Annotated in this window: 18 protein-coding genes and 1 pseudogene; 2 read left to right on the top strand and 17 right to left on the bottom strand. The window is 44.7% G+C overall.

What is annotated here, in order from left to right:
- Positions 1 to 350: 350 nt before the first annotated feature.
- A complete protein-coding gene (locus LPKJCM_RS04715) occupies positions 351 to 1931 on the bottom strand; it encodes a hypothetical protein (protein WP_057962465.1) in 1581 nt (526 codons plus the stop codon).
- A 375-nt stretch (positions 1932 to 2306) separates the two neighbouring features.
- Positions 2307 to 3872: a GW dipeptide domain-containing protein gene (locus LPKJCM_RS04710; protein ID WP_087069556.1), complete on the bottom strand. Its 1566-nt coding sequence runs from the start codon at positions 3870 to 3872 to the stop codon at positions 2307 to 2309.
- A gap of 220 nt (positions 3873 to 4092) precedes the next feature.
- Between LPKJCM_RS04710 and LPKJCM_RS04705 the strand changes: the two genes are divergently transcribed.
- Complete coding sequence (locus tag LPKJCM_RS04705; protein WP_057962466.1) at positions 4093 to 4965, top strand: DNA/RNA non-specific endonuclease; 873 nt, start codon at positions 4093 to 4095, stop codon at positions 4963 to 4965.
- A gap of 60 nt (positions 4966 to 5025) precedes the next feature.
- Here LPKJCM_RS04705 and LPKJCM_RS04700 read toward each other — a convergent pair whose 3' ends face one another.
- From LPKJCM_RS04700 to LPKJCM_RS04650, 14 genes and pseudogenes are all read right to left on the bottom strand, one after another.
- Positions 5026 to 5211 carry a hypothetical protein gene (locus LPKJCM_RS04700; protein WP_057962467.1) on the bottom strand — a complete coding sequence of 62 codons (186 nt, stop codon included), beginning with the start codon at positions 5209 to 5211 and terminating at the stop codon, positions 5026 to 5028.
- Between the two features lie 36 nt (positions 5212 to 5247).
- A complete protein-coding gene (locus LPKJCM_RS04695) occupies positions 5248 to 5430 on the bottom strand; it encodes a hypothetical protein (RefSeq protein ID WP_057962468.1) in 183 nt (60 codons plus the stop codon).
- On the bottom strand, positions 5423 to 6007 hold the full coding sequence (locus LPKJCM_RS04690) for a hypothetical protein (protein WP_057962469.1): 585 nt from the start codon (positions 6005 to 6007) through the stop codon (positions 5423 to 5425). Before LPKJCM_RS04690 ends, LPKJCM_RS04695 begins: the two co-directional genes overlap by 8 nt.
- 208 nt (positions 6008 to 6215) lie before the next feature.
- Positions 6216 to 6365, bottom strand: a complete 150-nt coding sequence (locus LPKJCM_RS13160; RefSeq protein ID WP_165758567.1) for a hypothetical protein — start codon at positions 6363 to 6365, stop codon at positions 6216 to 6218.
- Positions 6366 to 6395: 30 nt separating this feature from the next.
- The gene (locus LPKJCM_RS13735) at positions 6396 to 6527 is read right to left on the bottom strand and encodes a hypothetical protein (protein WP_263851679.1); all 132 of its coding nucleotides are present in this window, start codon (positions 6525 to 6527) and stop codon (positions 6396 to 6398) included.
- 109 nt (positions 6528 to 6636) lie between these two features.
- Positions 6637 to 8466, bottom strand: coding sequence for a hypothetical protein (locus tag LPKJCM_RS04685; RefSeq protein ID WP_057962470.1), 1830 nt, complete (start codon positions 8464 to 8466; stop codon positions 6637 to 6639).
- Positions 8467 to 8595: 129 nt separating this feature from the next.
- Positions 8596 to 9228, bottom strand: coding sequence for a carbonic anhydrase family protein (locus LPKJCM_RS04680; RefSeq protein WP_057962471.1), 633 nt, complete (start codon positions 9226 to 9228; stop codon positions 8596 to 8598).
- A 140-nt stretch (positions 9229 to 9368) separates the two neighbouring features.
- Positions 9369 to 10742 carry a surface layer protein SlpB gene (locus LPKJCM_RS04675; RefSeq protein WP_225364121.1) on the bottom strand — a complete coding sequence of 458 codons (1374 nt, stop codon included), beginning with the start codon at positions 10740 to 10742 and terminating at the stop codon, positions 9369 to 9371.
- A complete protein-coding gene (locus LPKJCM_RS13480; protein ID WP_225364120.1) occupies positions 10729 to 10956 on the bottom strand; it encodes a hypothetical protein in 228 nt (75 codons plus the stop codon). The genes LPKJCM_RS04675 and LPKJCM_RS13480 overlap by 14 nt, the downstream gene beginning before the upstream one ends.
- A 190-nt stretch (positions 10957 to 11146) precedes the next feature.
- Complete coding sequence (locus tag LPKJCM_RS04670) at positions 11147 to 11875, bottom strand: hypothetical protein (protein ID WP_057962472.1); 729 nt, start codon at positions 11873 to 11875, stop codon at positions 11147 to 11149.
- Between the two features lie 229 nt (positions 11876 to 12104).
- Positions 12105 to 12413, bottom strand: coding sequence for a hypothetical protein (locus tag LPKJCM_RS04665; RefSeq protein WP_057962473.1), 309 nt, complete (start codon positions 12411 to 12413; stop codon positions 12105 to 12107).
- A gap of 248 nt (positions 12414 to 12661) precedes the next feature.
- The gene (locus LPKJCM_RS13475; RefSeq protein ID WP_225364119.1) at positions 12662 to 14410 is read right to left on the bottom strand and encodes an S-layer protein; all 1749 of its coding nucleotides are present in this window, start codon (positions 14408 to 14410) and stop codon (positions 12662 to 12664) included.
- Positions 14411 to 15009: 599 nt separating this feature from the next.
- Positions 15010 to 16033 (bottom strand): annotated as a pseudogene (locus tag LPKJCM_RS04655) (metal-dependent hydrolase family protein).
- Positions 16034 to 16048: 15 nt separating this feature from the next.
- Complete coding sequence (locus LPKJCM_RS04650) at positions 16049 to 17644, bottom strand: peptide ABC transporter substrate-binding protein (protein ID WP_057962474.1); 1596 nt, start codon at positions 17642 to 17644, stop codon at positions 16049 to 16051.
- A 700-nt stretch (positions 17645 to 18344) separates the two neighbouring features.
- On the opposite strand from LPKJCM_RS04650, the gene LPKJCM_RS04645 reads away from it, so the two are divergent.
- Positions 18345 to 19085, top strand: coding sequence for a competence protein ComK (locus tag LPKJCM_RS04645; RefSeq protein WP_057962475.1), 741 nt, complete (start codon positions 18345 to 18347; stop codon positions 19083 to 19085).
- Between the two features lie 94 nt (positions 19086 to 19179).
- Here LPKJCM_RS04645 and LPKJCM_RS04640 read toward each other — a convergent pair whose 3' ends face one another.
- On the bottom strand, positions 19180 to 19572 hold the full coding sequence (locus tag LPKJCM_RS04640) for a thioredoxin domain-containing protein (RefSeq protein ID WP_057962476.1): 393 nt from the start codon (positions 19570 to 19572) through the stop codon (positions 19180 to 19182).
- Positions 19573 to 19776 lie beyond the last annotated feature (204 nt).

The following is a 19776-nucleotide window of genomic DNA, read 5'->3' as shown; positions in this document are numbered from 1 at the left end:
TTTAAGTTTGTCATTGTAATCAGGGCGCGGTCGGTCGTGGGTCGAAAAGATTGGGCAGAAAAGCCGGATGTATCCGGGGACACAAAGGGCCGAAGACAATTTCCGTTTGTCTTCGGCCCTTCATTGTCTCTTTTTTAGCTGAAAGATGCTTGAAGTCCTTCAGCCACTCGCATAAACCGCTTGATTGAATATGCGACTACAAATTATGTTTTTATCATATTGGATGAAACTTTGAAAAGTAAAGGAGGTTGGACAATCCCTTGCCCAATCCCCCCTATTTACTTGTAGAGTTGTGCTGTGTGATGAAAATTGAAATGGATGTGTTTCTGGAAAGTATTGTCTGTTAATGATTATTTTGCAATATAATCAGTGTTTGCGTTTGAATCTTTATCTGGTGTAGCAGGCAGTTGATTCGTCGTAGTGAAGCGTTGAAGAACGACCTTAACTGTTGAGCCATCTGATTGATTGTCAGAATTGTTGGCCTTAGTCCAGTCTGGTTGGTAAACATAGAAGTAGCGTTGCGCACCGTTACTGCCATCAACGTTCTGGCCATAAAAACCAGTTTTTGCAAAGAATGCAGTCCCTTTGGTTGATGGGTCTACCAAATTCTTAACATCTTTGGTTGCGGTCTTTGATGCATCAAGTTGAGTAACAAAAGCATTCTTGTCTTTATCACTACCGAAGTAATCAGAAACCTTAAATGACCCATCAGGTGTGGTCTTAGGCAGCGCTTTAGTTTGGTTGTCGGCAGTTAATGCCGGGTAACCAAATGCAAAGTCACTTTCACTCATTTGGTGAATTGCGCCCTTGTCGCCTTCTTGGTAATAAAATGATACTTTGGCAGCAGCTTTAGCAGCTGGGGTAACGTCAATAGTTAAAGTATCGCCAAACTTAGCAGTAGTAACATCAGGAGTGGTGGTACGGCTGTTTAAAGTGTAACCTGTTGGGGCTGATATTTGGGTCTTGATGTAATCAGCTAAATTATAGCCGCCATTGTTAACCAGGCTGGCAACTGAATCACCCTGCTTCGTGTTGCTTGAAGCAGTGGTCCAAGTAGCAGATTTATCTAAGGTTTTACCAGTTGTGGTATCACGGAAGCTAATCTTAACACTCTTGTTGGCATCAAAGTCAGTTGAAGGCGTATCAGTGGTCTTAGTCAAACCACTGTATTTGATCCAACCGTTCGCTTTGCTGTTCTTTGAGTCGGTAGCTTCGATCTTAACCCATAAGTCGCCTTCGCGAGTACGGGTTGTTTGATCAGTTACCTTGAAAGTAGCGTCCTTGTATGGGGTTGAGTCGGTGATGACACGGCCCTTTCTGTACTGAGTCCATGCAGGGAATGTGTAAGTGACTTGAGTGCCATCGTTTGAAGTCCCAACGGTGGCAATCTTGTAAGTCGCAGCCTTCTGATCAGCAGTTAAGCCACTTGTTTGGCCATTTGTGCTGGTTGAAGTTGCGGATGATGCGGATGAAGCTGAAGACGTTGTGTCAGTGGTTGCTGCAGGGGCAGTCGTGGTGCTGTATGATTCAACACCGCCGCCAAAGGCAGTTGCTGACTTGCCGCCGTAAATCCAGCCACGGTATTGGCCGTCAAATGAAACGACCTTGTAGTAAACTGAACCGCGGTTAGTGGTTGCAACCCGGTAGGCACGAACGTTATGTTTTGAGCTCTGGCTGTCAGCAAAAGTTCCCAATGTCGTCTTACCTGCAACAACTTTTGCGCCTTTGAGGGTGCCGGCTTTAGTGTATAAAGCGGCGTTACCGGTAAAGTTGACGTTGCGAGTGGTTGCATCACCTGATAAAGCCTTGTTAGAGGTTGCCTTGGCGTAGGTCTTTGCACTTGCCTGGGTAGCATTAGCGGTACCGGCAACAGCAACGAAGCCTAAAGCAGCAATCCCCACAAAAAGTGATTTTTTCAAATTGTTCTTCAAATTCTATTCCTCCAATTGTGTAACAATAGTCATCTAGTTAAGCGCGCTAAACGAGAAGTGAAAATCATATTACTAAAAGTAGCCAAACTTTTTATTGGCAGTAATATTTCACTTCTAAAAGATTATCACAAATGTGAAGGAAAATGTATAAAATTAGGAAATGTTCACAGAAAGGTCATACTTTTTAGTATAAAATAAATCCTTATAGTGGCTGGTATAGCAATTGCTATAAGGATTTATTAGTAGATGTTCATCGGACAAATTGTGAATATCCAATGAATAAAGTGTGACTTTTTTGTGAAGATACCTTTTTAGTAAATCATTTAGAACGACTTGATTACTTATTAAACATGCTTACCGGCTTATAGGGGCAACCTAGGCCTGAGGATGGTAAACATCATAGGTGTAAAAAGCAATCACGGGGTTGCCGAACGTGCCGCCAAGAATGTTACCGAGCGCCAGCTTAAAAGTAATTGTCTTGTAAGTCACGCTGCCATCGGCTGAAAAGACGGGGTACTTCGGTGAGGTCAAAGTGTTTAAGTTTGACTTCAGATACTGCTGGAGATCCGATCCACTGAAATCGGCCCCCTTGACGCCCGCAAACCCATCTAAGTTGACGCCGTTGGACGCAAACTGTTGAGTCGCCGCGTTGTAAAAGGCACCGTTGACCGCAACTAAGGCATCTGACTGGGCAGTTCCTGTTAAGTGCTTAATCCGGTAAGCTAAACTTTCTGGTTTGGTTGGATCCTGCTGGGAAATTTCAGTAGCAGTTAGATCAGTTTTTTTCTCGTCATCCCCAATCTTAAAGGATGCCGGATTCGTCCCATACTCGCTGGTGGTGCCCGTCAAATCACCGACATCAGTGAGATTATTGTTAATAAAGGTGGACGGTGCAATCGTGCTGGCGACCTTCGCTGGAACTGCCGCTACCTGGAGATTAATTTGACTACCAAAAGTCCCCCTGGCGAGCTGATCTATTTGGGTGGCGGATAGTTGGCCGCCGTTCAGCTGATAGCCAGTTCCTGATAACTGAGCATTGATCTGATCCTGAAGAGCTGTTTGATCTGCTGGGTTCAAGAGCCATTGGCTGCTTTGTGGGGCAACTGCCTGGCCAACAGTTTTTCCAGTTACTGCCGTTGCCTTCGTCCAGCTAATCGTCTTGATAAACGTCCCATCCGGCTTTGCCAAGTTAATCTTCAAGACGGTGGCATCAGCGCTGGTAGTTGGATTGGTTTGAGCGCGCTGCTTCAGGTTGCTAAGTAAAATCCAGCCGTTTGCCGGCGAATTGGCATTGCTGGAATCGACAATGTGCACCCACTGATCCTGCTCACGGGTCCGTTTGCCGACTTGGTCAATCTTAAAGGTTGTGTTGGCATACGGTGTCGAGTCGGTGATTGCTTTGCCGACCCCATAGTCCGTCCAGGCCGGCTGTTTATAAGTAACGCCGTCTTGCCCCGTTCCAGTCGCCGCAATCTTGTAGGTCGCGGACTGTTGAGCAGCGGTTAAGGCGGATAGTCCCTGCGAAGTGAAGGTGCTGTATGGCTTCAGACCGCCGTTAAAGGAGCCGGACTGCCGGCCGCCATATATCCAGCCGCGATACTTGTGATTAAACGTCACTACCTTAAAGTAAACCGCACCGGTGCTGGTCGTCGCCAATCGGTAAGCACGGACATTATCGCTTGAAACCGGTGACTGACTCAAAGCGGCAAGCGCACTGCGGGTTGCCACCACTTTAGCCCCCTTGAGCGTTCCCACTTTGGTATAAAGTGCATGCGTGCCGGTAAATGTGACATTGCGTTGGTTGGCCGGTGTGGCTAATGGCCGGTTGGCAGTCAGCTTCGCGGCGGCAGCGTTTTGGCCGTTAAGCACGCCAAATGCAACAGTCATTCCCAAAAGGGCTGCGGATCCCAATAGGGCTTGCTTGATTCTTAATTTGTTCATCTATTCCACCTCAATAATATTAATATGTTATTTAATCTTATCTATATTTTAATACCACCCCATTGATGGTTCTAGGCATTTATTATCATTCCGGAAAGTATTTTGCTTGACAATCGGCAATGATTGGTCGTACGAAACTTGAGATTATTTTCTTCAAAAAATTAATGTTAGAATAAATTATGTTCATTAAATCACAGCAACCATCCCGAGGAGTGAAATTATGAAGAAAATCATCTACTGTTTCTTACTGACGGTCATAATGGTCGGCGGAGTCAGCTATTCGCAGCCAGAAACGACCCCCACGGCTGCAACAACCTACGTCTACGTCACCCGTACTGGGAAACATTACTTTTACCATCGCCACAACCGAGGATTAAACCGGGCGAAGAAAGTCTATAAGGTTAAGCTCTCAACTGCAAAAAAGCGGGGCTTAACCTTGGCGAAGACCGACTTTAATCCCCACACGAGAAAGACAACTAGAAAGAAGGCCAACAAAGCCAGAAAGAAGGCTGCCCGAACCAGTAACAAGCCGATTCGAGTCAGTGGCAAACAAATTGTGATCATTAATCACAATCGGCCGAAATTCTCCAAGAGTACGTTATCTCGCAGCCATGGTGCTTGGCAACGTTACGGCAACCTGGATTTCTTGAATCGGGCAACCACAGCTAACGCACTCCTGAACAAGCGCTTAATGCCAACTGCTAAGCGGGAGCCACTGTACGTTGACCCTACCGGCTGGCACAATAAGCGAATTAAGGGTGGCTGGTTGTATAACCGCTGCCACCTAATCGGCTATCAACTGACCGGTCAAAACAACAATCTCAAGAATTTGATTACTGGCACCAGGTCATTGAATACACCGGGCATGCTGAAGTATGAGAACCAAGTTGCCTACTATCTTCGTGGCAGCTACAAACACTATATTCGTTACCAGGTCAGACCGGTCTTCAAAGGTCATGACCTGTTAGCCCGTGGTGTTCAAATGCAAGGCAAATCAGTTGGCAGCAACAAAGTTCATTTCAATATTTATATCAAAAATATCCAAGCCGGCGTCAAAATCAATTACAAAACAGGCACGAGTCGCGTTGGCTAACATAGCTTATGTATCAAAATAGGGCATCCCATTGTGGGGTGCCCTATTTGCTTTAGCAAATTATTTTGTCAACTTGGTTTCTTTTGGTTTATCGATGTTTTGAACAAAATCAAATTCATCGCGGTGGTTCTTTTCCCAATCCTCTGCTGCTTCCAGGTATGGGATTAAATCTTCGGGTCTTAAGTCTTCTGTGGCTTGATGAATGACTTTTCGAATTTCTTCCTGACTCTTTAAATACTCAGCCATTGTATCACTCCTAAAAGGGCCACTGTGAATCTGTCGTTAATTAAAGCTCGTTTTTTGCCGTTGCTCAGCAGGATGGACGTCATCGAATTCATCCCGGTTATTTTTATCCCAATCCTCTGCAGCTTTTAAATATGGGATTAGATCTTCAACTCTAAGATCCTTGGCTGCTTGAGCAATGTCCTTCAATACTTCTTCATCACTTTTCAGATATTTAACCATTTATATTCTCCTTAATGTTGAAAGCTTCAATTACTGATTGATTTCGTAAATTGTATTCAATTCCGTTGGGAATAAAGATCTTAAAATTATGATACACATCAGTAGCTGTCGCACAACAAACAACATCAACTGTTTCAAAATCTTTTGTATGCCGTAAATAGCTAATATAATATTCTAAAATTGCCCCATCAAATGCGTATTGCTTGAAGCTATTGTAAAACATGCGATGGAGATTTCGAAGTTGGGCCTGTGTATGAGAATTTCTTAAAAACTCTCGAAAGAAAATCATATCTTTAATATTGTCAACAAAGTTTAAGCAGTTCTCATCATCATACTTAATTTGTATCTCAATAGTATCATGTTTTTGTGAAAAACTGGTAGCAGAGGACCAAAACTCCTCAGCAAGTTGTGAGTCATTTAAAAAACCATAAATCCCGTATCCTAAGCTGCCTGGACTTTTAGTAGTATGATGTGTAACAATTTCACCCCAGGAAACCTGAGGTATCCTGAAGCCCTCTCGTAAAATCTTCCCCGCATTCGCATGCGATGTCGCATGGTAAAGTGTTGCCTTAGCCATGTTGGCACCCCCAAATCAATTCTATCAGTGATAATAATCATACCAGAAGGGAACATATGTTTCGACTTAAAAATCAATAAAATAGATTAAAATTGAGATACAATTTAGATTATAGTAAAAATATTTAACTAAGAACAAAGTAAAAATGAGATATCCATTCGGATACCTCATTCCTGTTATCTTACAAATTTTTCATATTTAACTGAGCTTAGGTTGGGTACGTATAGTAAACATTAACTGGTGTGCCGAAATGTCCAGAATCCGCTGACTTCACGGTATAGTTAAATGTATTACCTGCAACCTTCTCGCTGCCATCATCATTAAACGTCTTGAACTTCGGTGACGTTAAGGTTTTCAACTGGGCATCTCCATTGACATGGTCAAACGCCTACTGATCAGAGAACGAAAGTCCAGCTGTTCCCTTGAAACTATTGAAGTCTTTGTCAGCCAGCTGATACTGGGTTGCAGCAGCGTCAAACATTACTTGATTAACCGCCTCAACAATCGGGCATCCCTTCAATTGGGTGTCCGATTTGTTTTAATATTCTCCGAATAAACCACCAATTTTTTCTAATTCCAAGTAAATAAGACACCCTCAGAAAGGATGCCTTATCATTACTCATATTAAATTACGATACGTTGTAACTGTAATAAACGTTCACTGGCGTTCCAAAATGTCCTGAATCTGCAGATTTAACGGTAAACTGAATTGTGGCAGGCATCGGGACAAGATCACCATTTTCCTGGAACATACTAAACTTCGGTGAAAGTAGTGTTTGCAGGTCCTTGTCTCCATCAACATAATCAAATGCCTGCTTTTCAGTAAATGACGCTCCTGCAGTTCCCTTGAAACTGTTAAAGTCTTTATCACCCAACTGATACTGAGTTGCAGCAACCTCAATTATTGCTTCATTAACTGCTTTTGTCACTGTTGCATCATCATCTGTGGACTCCTTAATAGCCGCCTTCACCACATCTGCGGTAATGTCATTTGCATTAACATTATTAATCAGTACTTTGCCAGTTGAATCCTTAACCGTCACCGGCGCAGTTAAAGTATCCCCGCTAATCCCGGTCAAAGCCTTCTTAGTAGATGTGTCACCTTCTGCGTAACCATAAGGCGTAATCGTACTATAGTTAGCCGACACCGGCACAACATTCAGCGAAACTTGACTACCATACTGTCCGCGGGCAATCGCATCAATCTGACTGTCACTCAAGGTATTGCCACCCGGCAGCTGGTAGCCTGAGTTGGCAAGCGCCGTGTTGACTTGACCCTGAATGGTCTGCTTGTCAGCATCGCTTACCGTCCAGTTGGCACTGCCACTCACTGCTGAACCAACGTAACTGCCTTTGTTTGCGCCACCTTTAACAAAATCAATGGTCTTCAGTGACGTTCCGTCAGGTTTGCGGAAATTAATCCGTAACGCATTGTCGGCAATGTTAGTGGCCGCATTCACCGAAATGTTAACGGAATCGCCCAATTTAGTCTGGGCAATCTGTGACATTTGGCCGGTCGTCAAAGTGTCCAGCGTGTAGTTTGTGCCCTTCAAGGCATCTTTAATCTGGTTGGTGATACTGGTACGGTCAGACATGCTGATCGTCCAGTTACCGTTGTCGTTGTAGCCGAAGTTGGCGCCCTTCTTACCGCCATCTCTCGTCACCGTGATTGATTTAATCACTTTGGAATTGTCGGCAGGATCGACCAAATTAATTTGGATGGCGTTGTCAGCAACCGGTGCTTCAGTCTGCTTCAAGCCGCTGTATAAAATCCAGCCGTTTGCCGGTGAATTGGCATTAGCGGTATCAGTAATGTGAACCCACTGGTCGCCTTCCCGGGTTCTGGTCCCGACCTTGTCAACCTTGAACGTGTTGTTGGCGTATGAAGTGGAATCAGTAATCGCCCGCCCCACTTTGTATTGCGTCCAAGCCGGCTGTTTGTAAGTCACCGTCTTGCCGTCGTTGGCAGTTCCTGGATTAGCAATCTTGTAAGTGGCTTTTTGCTGAGCATCAGTCAAAGTCGATAAGTTTTCGTTCTTAAAGGTATTAAACGAAGTTACCCCACCGGCAAATGACGACTGAACCTTACCACCATATATCCAACCACGATAGGCGCCGTCATAGGTGACAACTTTGTAGTAAACCGATCCACGATTGGTTGTGGCAACCTGGTATGCACGAACATTATTTGTCGACACACCAGAATTTGCCAAGCTCATCAACTTAGCCTTTGAAGCAACCACTCTGGCTCCCCTCAATGTACCAGCCTTGGTATACAAGGCGCTGGTTCCTGTAAAATTAACGTTTCGAGCTGTTGGTGCCATTGCCAAACGCTGATTTGATGTCACCCGAGCATACGTCTTGGCACTCGCATTTTGCGCATTAACAGTCCCTGCGGCTGCGATGAAGCCTAATGCAGCCAATGATAAGAATAAGGACCTCTTAAGATCAAATCTCATGTTGAACCCCTCCTTGAAAACCCAATAATATCTTTTTTCATCAACACCCCTATCATATAGGAGTAATATAGGGGGTTCAAGAAAACGTTTTTAAAGATTGATAACGTTTTCGTTAAGTCGCCAGTAACCCTACTTGTATAGTTCGACGGTCCGACCATTCACCGGTTGGGTTGCCCGATTGTCCTCACCAAAGTGGGTTTGGAACCAGTCGACTTGCGCTTTCGTCACGGTAAATTCAGGATTGCTAATCACCAGCCACTCGACACCTTCGGTTAATGGCGGTGTAGTCAACGATCCGAGATAGTGGGCACCCACCGGATACCACGGCGCCCAGTCGCGAATATTCAAATCAATCGTGGTTGTCTTAGCTTGGTTAAAATGATCGATTATCTGCTGTAGCTGAGGGTTTTGCTTTTCTCCCAGCGAAACTAACAGCGCAACGACCACTAGCTGGCCAATCGCATTTTGGTGCACCAAATGAATTTCCAGCGGAGAATGCTTGCCGTTAATCACGTGCTCTGACGGCGCATGAAAATGAACCTGGACAAAGTTAAATTGGCGGCCGAAAATATCGGCCGTCCCCTCTCCGGTCAAGCGGACGGTCGTCCCATCATCAATTTCTTGGTGAAGCCGATAGTCGTTGAGAACATGGTAGTCCAGTGGCGCCTTCAAACACTTCACTGAATCTGTCCTAATCGAGATTGGCGACTGGTGCTCCCCGAAGCCGTTTGACCAATCAGCTTGTTTATCATAGTTAAGCATCAAAATTCCCCCTCATTTAAGTTCATTACCCATTTTACGCTACATGGGGCAGAAAAAAAGCCACCTTCTACGGGGAAGATGACTTTTAGTCAAAGTGAAGCTACTTGCCAAGATAAACCAGGCTTCGGAGCTCACTTATTTTAGTCGTAAAAGTTATAGAACACGTTAACTGGTTGCCCAATCGTGCCGTTCGATCCTGAGCTAGCCGTGTAATTGATCGTGTTCCAGACAACCGTGACGCCGGTTCCTGACGATGCCGGCAATATGAACTCAGGGTATTTCGGCGACTGCAAGGTCAATAGGCTTGGGTTGCTTCGAACATAGCTCATCAACTGATCACTGGTAAAGGTCGAGCCATTGGCGGCGCCGCTATTGCTGAAGTTAAGGCCGGATGGCGCAACGTATTGGCCTTCTGCGGCGGTCTTAAAGGCAGCGTTTAAACCATTAAGGTAAGAAGCACCATAGTGATCTGGATCGCCGGTATAAGCCTTAGTCATTGCAGTCAAAATGGTCTGCTGCTGAGCTTGACTGAAGTTATTGAAATCACTGGCAGACAGGTAACCCGTCTGGTTGCCGTCGGCGTTTGGATTGGTGTCGACAAAGTTACTGCCGGCGTTCACCACACCATTATTAACGGCAGCTAATGCGTGGGCACCAGCGCCGTTATTATTGGAATTGGTTGCGTATGGCGTAATGGTGCTGTAGGCACTATTCGTAGTGGTGCTGACAACTGGAATGTTAACCGAGCCGGTGCCAAATTGGGCAGCCGCCAAAGCAGCCCGCTCAACCGTGGTCAAAGTCGTTGATTCTAGTTTGTAACCGCTGTTGGTCAGATTGCTATTGATTTGGTTGACAATGTCAGTAGCCGTCTGGTCGGACAGTGTCCAAAGGCCAGAAGTTTGTGAATAGCTGCCAAGTTTGGTTCCCTTGGTGGCATTTTGAACAGGATAATCCACAGTCTTAACGGTCTTGCCGCTTGGGTCATTCAAGTTAATCCAAATGGCGTTATCCGCCTGTTGAGTCTGAACCGGCGTCAGCGAGCTCAGCTTAATCCAACCATTGGCAACCGTATTAGCCGGCTGGTTGGAAACGATGTGAACCCAAACGTCATTACTGCCTTCACGAGTTCGATAACCGCTTTGGTCGACTTTAAAGGTTGCGTTGGCGTAAGGCGTCGAATCGGTAATCGTCTTGCCGACTTTGTACTGGGTATACTGTGGTGAATCCCAGGTAACCGAATCATCACCGGTCCCGGGCGTGGTAATCTTATAAGTCGTTACTTGTGGATTAACGCCCAGAAGTGTTGAGGTAAACGTGGTGTATGGGGCAATGCCACCGGCAAAACTGCCGGTGCTCTTACCGCCATAAATCCAGCCACGGAAATTCTGGTCAAATGAAACGACCTTATAATAGACCGATCCCCGGTTAGTCGTAGCAACCCGATAAACCCGGAAGTTGGCGGTTGAAACGTTGGCGTTGGCCAAATTAGAAACCGTCGACTTAGAAGCAACCACCCGTGCACCCCGTAAAGTACCCTTTATTGTACAAAGCATTGGTGCCGGTCATGGTGACGTTTCGAGTAGTTGGATCAGAGTTCAATACAGAATTCATGGTCACTTTGGCATAAGTCTTGGCACTGGCGGTCTGGCCGGTTGCGACACCAGCTGCAGACACCAGCCCTAAAGCTGCTAAGGAAACAAATAATGATTTTTTTAAATTCAAGTTCATGATGTGATCCCCTCCTAAATCGATATTTCGTACACCTATATTCTAACGCTGGGAAATTGATAACGCGTAGAATTGAGCTCATAGATTAGCTGTTTTTTAGTGGTACATTTTAAGGTATTCCGTATACACCCAATCCCCGCCCCAGCCAAAGCCAGAACGGGGATCAATGATGCGAGATTATTTGATTTGATTAATTGGCAATTGTACCAGTTGCAGTTAAACCGTCCAGCTTAATCCAGCCGTTCACAACTGTGTAAGCAGGGTCGGTTGCAACGATGTATACCCAGGTGTCACCCTCTTGAGTTCGGGTACCGATTCGATCAAGACGGAATCTTGCCATGCCGTAGTTGGATGTGTTATCAACTTGACGATCGTCATGGTTTAATTTGTATTGCGTGTACATTGGATCCATGTAAGTTGCACTCTTGCCGTCGTTGGCAATTCCCGGCGTGGTCAGACGATAAACAGTGTCCTTTTGATCTTGACTCAAACTGCCTTCAGTAAAGGTTGTGGTTGGCTTGATGCCGCCAGCAAAGTTGCTGGTACTCTTACCACCATAAACCCAGCCACGGTATTGGCCATCAAAGGAAACAACTTTGTAATAAACAGACCCTTTGCTGGTAACCCCGTAGCGATAAGCACGAAGATTATTCTTAGATTGACGAGCGTTAATCAGGTCTTTGATGGTTGACTTAGTGGCAACCACCCGAGCACCTTTCAAAGTCCCCATCTTGTTATACATTGCATTAGAACCGGTGAAGACAACGTTTCGATCATATGGGTTAGTCTTGAGCACGCGGTTAACCCGAGTTGTCGGATATGATTTCTTCTTAGCATTAGCTGTAGTAGCCCCTGCTGCAGCAAACAAACCAAGTGCTGCCATTGAAACAAATAATGATTTCTTAAAAGTCGATTTCATATACAATACCCCTCCACATTCATATTTAGTACAGTTATATTATACCGCATAACAGGCGGTTCTTTGAGGATAAGTCTGAAAGTGTATATTAAGATCTTGTAACATGCTTTGGTTAAGTAAGTATAAGCAAGTTGCGTACCAACAACACATTTCTCATGTATAGCAAAAAAAGCCAGACATAATGTCTGACTTTTTTCGTATAACGATGACTCAAAGAGAAATAATTAAATTAGTCTTGAGTACCATTGTACATTGCCTTCAAAGTCTTAGCAGCGTATGCAGCTGAGCCTTGGGTAATGGTGAATGTCTTGTGGGCACTACCAGAAGAACCTTCAAGAAATCCATCCCATGCAAGTGGAACAATTGGAGTCTTTCCAAGTGGGAAGATAGGAACAAGACCAGCAGTCTTTTGTGCATCTGGGTTGAAGTTATCAGCCTTGATGTCCATCTTGTAAACAGTAACCTTTTGACCGAGCATGCTGCCGTTCAAGATACCACCAGCAGTGTTACCAACACCGTTAGTGTTCTTGATGTCCAAACGGCCATTTGATGTTGGGTCATTAGCATTTGATCATTCTTAAGTATGCTTGGTCTGTGGTGCCAATGAATGTGCGCTATGCAAATACTCAAATTTTTGCGGGTCTATGATATTTAGTGTTGATAGATAAAATCCATCAACACTAAATATCATAGACCCCAAAAAAGACCTTCTTTGTGAGAAAGAAGATCTTTTCAGTGGAAAAGTTATCTTTGATAGACTTTTAAATTAGTGAATTTTATCGTTTGCTAATCCTGCGCAATCTTTAGATGTGCTAATCCTGCGAAATCTTTAGATGCTGATGGGTTGGTTTGAGTCAATGAAATTGGTGCGGATTTTACGACACTGTAATCAAGTACCAATGATTTTGGTGCAGCTGTGAATACGTTCGAATTATTGTCAAAGAATACCGGGACACCAGTAATGGCAGTCGTACCGTTGAGGAATAATCCTGCATCCCGACCATTAGTTTTACCACCATCAAGAAAATCTTTGCTCATTGAACTCTTGATAACAGTGAATTGATGATTGTGGTTAATAACGTCATCCTTAATTGAACCATCTGTCTTCAAATCTGATTGAGTCAACCATCTACCTGCAGTAATGTCCCAAGTGAAGTAAATAGTATCAGCATGCTCAGCGGTCAATGCATCCTGGAATTGTTGGGTGCTTAATGTGGATCCATTTGCGCCTTGTAGCTTAGCATCATTCACGATTGAGTTCTCCAGCGTGCTCAATGAAGTATAGGTCTTATTACTTAATTGAACTGCTGCAGTTGCGTCAGGCTCCGAGTCGCCGACAAAAGTACCATCACCGGCGCCACGGCGATCAGCATTCAACTTAATAGAACTTGCAAATGCAACGGCATTAACAGGTGCTACAGTGATGGTAATAGTTTTCCCATATGAAGCTGCCTTGATAGCCGATGAATTAGCAGTTAACTGAGAGTTGGTCAATGGTGCAGAACCATAACCAGTGACACCAGCAGCGCTTAAGAATGCAGCATATGCAACGTCTGCACCGCCGTTAGCAGTCTGATGGTCAGTTAAATCTAAATTAGGGAAGTTAGCCACAATTGTCTGATAACCAGTAGTTTCAGTGGTATTCTTAGTCACAAGATAAGTCTTGCCTAACTGTTTGCCGTTTAAGTCAACAATCTTAATACCAACTTGATCACTTTGCGGAACATTATCAGTTACTGTTGGTGTAGTAGGTTTAGTAGGTTGAGCAGTTAAGGCACTGTAAAGGATCCAGCCATTGATCTTTTGACCATTGGTAGCATTCGTGTCTTGAATTTTAACCCAAAGGTCGCCTTCACGAGTACGAGTAGTAGCGTCAACGACTTTGAAAGTGTCGTTAGCATAAGGGGTAGCATCAGTAACGGTACGGCCCTTACGATACTCAGTCCAAGCTGGGTAAGTGTAAGTGGTGGCAGTGCCATCATTTGCAGTCCCGGCCTTGGTGATCTTGTAGGTAGCATTCTTTTGAGCATCAGTCAAAGCAGTAGTTTGGCGTTGAGTGTTAATTGATGCTGAAGATGCTGATGAGCTGGTGTTTGCAGCTGCTGCAGGTGCAGTAGTCGTGTTGTATTGAGCAACACCGCCGTCGAATGAAGCAGTGCTCTTACCACCATAGATCCAGCCACGGTAGGTCTTATCGAATGATACGATCTTGTAGTAAACTGATCCACGGTTAGTAGTAGCAACACGGTATACACGCCAGTTCTTTTGACCTTGCTTTGAGTCCTTTAAGTTAGCTAAAGTGCTCTTAGTAGCAACAGTCTTGGCACCCTTCAAGGTACCAGCCTTAGTATAAAGTGCATTAGTACCATTAACGTTAACGTTACGAGTAGTAGCGTCAGAAGTTAAGGCCTTGTTTGATGTAACCTTAGCATAGCTCTTTGCTGAAGCTGAGTTTGCGTTAGCAGAACCAGCAACTGCGACGAAGCCTAAAGCAGCTAAGCCTACAAATAATGATTTCTTCAAGCTTGATTTCATTATCTTGTCTCCTCCAATATAATATGATTTGTAGTTCACTAGGTATATGTAAACTGCAGTTATCATCTTACCCCAAATGAGGCAAAATAACAACGGCGAATTTTTCTACCCAATCAACTCTACATTTACATTCTATCGCCGAAAGTGTTCCCTTGCAAGACAAAAGCTTCATTTTGTTGATTTGTTATATCTGAAACACTGCTGTAACAATGATTACTCAACCAGCATAACTTATTGAGATACCCTCTGTTGCAAGCCAAAATGGTTTGCTGCAAGACCATTTCTCATCATCAAACCGTCAAAGATTCAATGTCAAACTATACATAATTTTGTGCTCACGTACATGCCGATTCCGGAATATATTACAAAACCACGCGATGAAACATCTTTGGATCCAGAATTTCCAACAACAGCGGTGATAAAAAAAGCTCGGAAGCTTTGCCGGACACCATTTACCACCCATTTAGATGTCCGACTTTCGATTAAATGCTTCTATAATAAATAACAATCGGTCTAACTGATTGATAACTTGTTCAACATTTAATCATCATTCATTTTAACAGTTCATAACGACAACGGCAAATTTTATCACCGAAAGCCTAAAATTCACGATTTCCGCGAAGGTACACTTCCTTATCCACCTGCTGAACCGCTCGGACGTCTTGCAACGGATCATTGTCCAAAACTAGGAAGTCCGCGTATTTTCCAACCTCTAAAGTCCCGTTATCATCAGCAACATCACAAAGCTTAGGTGAATTCAACGTTGAACACTGAAAGGCTTCGGCCGGCGTCATCCCCACCCTCTTGAGATACTCAAACTCAACCGGCGTTTGATCAAACCCGTTAAACGGCGTGCCGGCATCGGTGCCCAACGTAAACGGAACCCCCATCTCATGAGCCCGCTTAAAGTTAGCGTATGTATCGTCCAAGGCATCCTCCGCTTTCTTAATTTCCCATTCCGGCAACACCCCCTTACCATACTTAGGAATATTCATTTCGGCAATCAGAGTCGGTGTGATCACCGTCTCCTGTTTCAACGCCTGACGACACTCGGCTTCATTGATGTAGAATCCGTGTTCCGGGGATCAACCCCATCATCTTGATCACTCTGGCGCCATTCTTCAGCGCGGTCCGGACAGCCTTTCTCATCTCATCTGGCGAATCAGTCAAATATGCCATGTGTGGCCCATCCCCGTGGCCGCCAGTCATCGACATTGCTTTGCCAGACGGCTGAAGTTCAGGAACGTGCTTCAAAACACCGGCTGCCTGAAGCCGTTTTAATTTGATGTCCGTATCGTAAGCATCCCCGCACTCACGCACGTAGGTCACGCCCGACTTCAATAACTGTCTTAGATGATGAAGCGCGTAGTATGCCGACTCGGCTTCAGAAGTATCAAAGCCGCCGTCGAACTTATCCGGGTGCGAAGTTAAATGGGAATGAACGTTGAACAGCCCTGGCATCACGAAGCGGCCATCCAAATTAACAGTCTCGTCCGCATTAGGTGTGTTGCCGGTTCCCCGGTCAACTAATTTGCCATCCTCAACCACAAACCAGGCATTCGCCTCGTTTTCAGTGTTCTTGCCGTCAAATAATGAAAAGTTATGAAAAAGTGTTTTTGTCATCGTCAATTCCTCCAATTATTTCCAGTATGCATACTGATATTGCGCGTCTTGGATCAGTGAGAACTTCAGGCCGCTAAGCTTCTTGTTGATCAAATTTGCGGTAGCCGGCTGATACAGCGGCACGTAGTCCATGTTGTTCACCAATTGTTTGTCGGCAGCGACCAACTTGTCGTAGCGAGCTTGACCCGTCAAGCTGTTCGACTCATTCAACAGACTATCCAATTTGGCATCTTTCAAATGAGTAAAGTTAACCTGGTTACTTGAGGCTGCCAGGCCGAGAAAGTCCGACGAGTCCAGCCAGTTAGTGCTCCAGCCGGTCAGGTTCATGTCAAAGGTGCCGGCAAAGTCTCGGGCAACGTGTTGGGCGTGCGGGATCGACGTCACAGTGACCTCCAAGCCCTTAAAGGCCTTTTGAGCCGCTGACTGCAAATATTCACCAGTGTGCTTATCTTGATCGGTATCATCGGTCAACAGATTCAGGGTCACGTTCTTTTGCCCGGTTTCTTTCAGATAAGCCTGCCAGTACTTTTTAGCCTGATCGACATTATATGGTAGTAAGTTGCCAACCTGTTGAGCCATATCTTTACCATTTGCCGGATCTTTTTGATCATTCAGCCGCACGGCGCTCAGCATTGGCTTGGAGCCGTCTTGAAGCACACTGTCGGTCAACGTCTTCCGGTTGATAACCATCGACATTGCTTTTCTCAAATTCTCTGAGTTGGTCTTTTTGCGTTTGTTATTGAAGTACAGGTAGTTCACCCGCCCAGTCAAATGGGTGTGCATTTCATCATCGTTTTTGTTCTGGCGGACATATTGGCCGGTAACCGTCGTGACATCAACCTTACCGCCTTTGAATAGGTTAACCGCCGTGTTTTGATCCTTGGCAACGCTGACGTTGACCTTGGCAATCTTCACGTTCTTGGCGTTGTAATAGTAAGGATTCTTGACGTAGTGCCAGGCGGAGTTGCTGCCGGTCCAGCCCACCAATTTATAGGGGCCATTGTAAACCGAAGACTCGGCGTTGGTGCCGAACTTCTTGCCGTACTTCTTCACAGCGGCCGTATTGATCGGTAAGTATTTAGTCGCAACCAGACCGTTGAAATACGGGACTGGGCGGCTTAACTGAATTTGTAGCTTATGGGTGTTTAGTGCCTTTACTCCAAGCTTATTGGGAGACAGTTTGCCAGCTTGAACCGCCGCAAAGTTCTTAAAACTGTCATAGACACTGGCAAATTGGGCTTTGGTCTTAGGGTCAACGGTTCGTCTGAAGGAAGTCACAAAATCATTGGCGGTTACGGGTTTGCCGTTGCTCCACTCGGCGTCTTTTCTTAAAGTGAAGGTGTAAGTTTTCCCGCCGTTGGTGGGTTTGACGACCTTGGTGGCGACACCCGCTACTAATTGGTTCTTGCCATTATACTTATAGAGGCCTTCCATCGTCTGACTGATCAGACTGGCACTATTGGTATCGTAAGCCGTGTTGGGATCTACGGTGGCCGGTTCATCGGGGAGCGTCACGTTCAAGGATTTGTGGTGAGCAGCGGCTGTCCCACAGGCAGAAAGGGTCAGACCCATTAATAATGTCATTGATAATGCTAAAGTTTTATGTTTCATATTAGAAGCCTCCTAGATTTAATTAGGAATCGATGAGAAGCTTAGTTAACTAGGAACCGAGCTGATGGACGAAAAAGAGCGCCCCTCCGGAGAATAATTCTCCGAAAGGGCGCTCTTGCGCGGTACCACATTTGTTTGCTTAAATAAGCCTCACACAAACGGCAACATGTCCTAGACGCGGTCCACCACCCAGCTAGGATCTGAGTATAACACGCGTCATGTTGCGATTTGCCGCATCTTTAACTGCGGTATCGGGTTGCCGGCGGATACATTACCACCAATCCTGGTATTATTAAGATCATTCGTTAATCACACTTCTAGGCTTTCCTGCATAACTAGACTAATCAGATAACTTTCCTAATGAAGGACCTCGGCAAATTTTGCTGGGGTCCTTTTTCGTCTGGGTGATGAATCCTTTAGAAAAAGATAAGCGTACATTGGGCGTAGACTTTTTAATGCACTCACCGTTAAACGTCCTCTTAATAGATAAGGTCATCAAACGAGCCTGTCCCCCCAACCGTGAGCTGTTCTGTCTTGATAAACAATATGGCATGAATTATCTCGTGAAAAAGTAATGGAAATTTCAGCTTTTAAGGTTGCCGTTGTATCAAGGATCCTGTAAAATGCGGTCTTGTTGTTATTTGTGCGAACAGTTGTTCATCGATAGCAAACAAAATCTATCTAAGGAGAATTGAATTACATGAATTATGTCGATTATTTAACACCGGTAGGTAAACGTGTGCACGGGGAATACCTTCAATTAAATAACCTGATCGAGTCACATATTCAAAAGACGTCTAAGTCATTAGATATTCACTGGAAAAATGTCGATGGCTTAATTGCCATTAATGGAACTAAGATAAAAACTGCTGTCCTGGACTGTAAGTTGGGAATTATCGGTGTCCCACAGACACCGCTTCACCTATTGAAAAAGAGTTTGTGCAATTACCCCGTCCTATCTTACAGGCAGCTCAAGCTCGTCAATAGTTACCTGAAGATCTTCGAATACCGGCCATTTGTCTACGGCGGAATGGGATTTGCGCCATTGAAAGCAAGCAAGAAGCGCAATAAATCTTGGATATGTACAACCAATATTGAAAGTGTCGCTGAAATGAATCAGCCAAATACCATGGAAATTACATTTGAGCAGTGCAGCCACCCGATTCAAGTTCAGGTATCAGATTACTTCTTAAAGGAACGAAAGCGAGAAGTTTCCCAAGTCCAACGATTCCATGATGCATTCCACGCTCAATATGAAGTTGCGAGCACCGACCAATTCCAAAACACTTATTCGCAATTCAAGTATGGAACCTTTCCAGAGGATCCAATGCACTTTGAGTTTTTCGTGCTTAAAGAAACGATCCGTAGAACATTAGAGATGTTGGAATATGAATATACGGATAAGATGCTGGTTGAAATGGCGAAGAAACAGATGGAATAGTGCTGAATCAGCAGAAGCAGAATAATTTGCTCCACAAAAATGGCCATTCCAAAATGCAGGAATAAAGCCATTTTTTCAACGATCTGTCTAATTACTAAGAAATCAATTCATCAACATTCTTTAAAGTGTCATCGGCATAAGCGGTATCCCCCAAAACAACGGAAGGGACGCTCACCAAGCCATTGTCCTGCGCTTCTTTAGCAGTATCTTGAGCTGCAACCTCAGCCGTCTTACTTTCATGAACCCCATACTTGGTTGTTAGATAGTCCGCAACATCGGCAACTGGCTGTTCGTTTAACTCATCTTGATGATCGTAGATTTGATTAATGAAGGCCAACGCTGCCTCTGGGTTGGCATAATCGATAAACCTTTGGGCAACGTTGCCGTTTTTAAGATCATCTTTGGGCTTCTGCCAAAACTTAAGGTGAACCTGTAATTGCCAGACGTCACTGCTTCGTCCAGCTGGTTGCGGTTGGCCAATACCCACTTGCGGCTATCAGGGCAGCCGAGGTTCAACACGATGGTCAGTGTGTTGGCCGCGTTGGTTTGCCCAAAGTTCAAGGTGAGATTGTCTGCATAATTGAAATTAAATTCTGTCATTTTTTGTTCCTCCATGTATGTATCTATGATTATACATTAATTAAAATACGAATACCGTTTTATTGGATCTGCCTTATTAAGTACATCATCA

It is taken from the genome of Lentilactobacillus parakefiri (assembly GCF_002157585.1).
Classification (GTDB): Bacteria; Bacillota; Bacilli; order Lactobacillales; family Lactobacillaceae; genus Lentilactobacillus; species Lentilactobacillus parakefiri.
Note: the sequence above shows the minus strand (reverse complement) of the source record. Positions and strands in the feature narration are given on the sequence as shown.

Excerpts from the sequence above, each read along its gene's own strand:
- LPKJCM_RS04645 (WP_057962475.1), top strand. The coding sequence starts at position 18,345 with ATGAATTATGTCGATTATTTAACACCGGTAGGTAAACGTGTGCACGGG.
- LPKJCM_RS04700 (WP_057962467.1), bottom strand. The coding sequence starts at position 5,211 with ATGGCTGAGTATTTAAAGAGTCAGGAAGAAATTCGAAAAGTCATTCAT.
- LPKJCM_RS13475 (WP_225364119.1), bottom strand. The coding sequence starts at position 14,410 with ATGAAATCAAGCTTGAAGAAATCATTATTTGTAGGCTTAGCTGCTTTA.
- LPKJCM_RS04650 (WP_057962474.1), bottom strand. The coding sequence starts at position 17,644 with ATGAAACATAAAACTTTAGCATTATCAATGACATTATTAATGGGTCTG.
- LPKJCM_RS04680 (WP_057962471.1), bottom strand. The coding sequence starts at position 9,228 with ATGCTTAACTATGATAAACAAGCTGATTGGTCAAACGGCTTCGGGGAG.
- LPKJCM_RS04670 (WP_057962472.1), bottom strand. The coding sequence starts at position 11,875 with ATGAAATCGACTTTTAAGAAATCATTATTTGTTTCAATGGCAGCACTT.
- LPKJCM_RS04705 (WP_057962466.1), top strand. The coding sequence starts at position 4,093 with ATGAAGAAAATCATCTACTGTTTCTTACTGACGGTCATAATGGTCGGC.
- LPKJCM_RS13480 (WP_225364120.1), bottom strand. The coding sequence starts at position 10,956 with ATGAACTTGAATTTAAAAAAATCATTATTTGTTTCCTTAGCAGCTTTA.
- LPKJCM_RS04710 (WP_087069556.1), bottom strand. The coding sequence starts at position 3,872 with ATGAACAAATTAAGAATCAAGCAAGCCCTATTGGGATCCGCAGCCCTT.
- LPKJCM_RS04695 (WP_057962468.1), bottom strand. The coding sequence starts at position 5,430 with ATGGTTAAATATCTGAAAAGTGATGAAGAAGTATTGAAGGACATTGCT.
- LPKJCM_RS04690 (WP_057962469.1), bottom strand. The coding sequence starts at position 6,007 with ATGGCTAAGGCAACACTTTACCATGCGACATCGCATGCGAATGCGGGG.
- LPKJCM_RS04685 (WP_057962470.1), bottom strand. The coding sequence starts at position 8,466 with ATGAGATTTGATCTTAAGAGGTCCTTATTCTTATCATTGGCTGCATTA.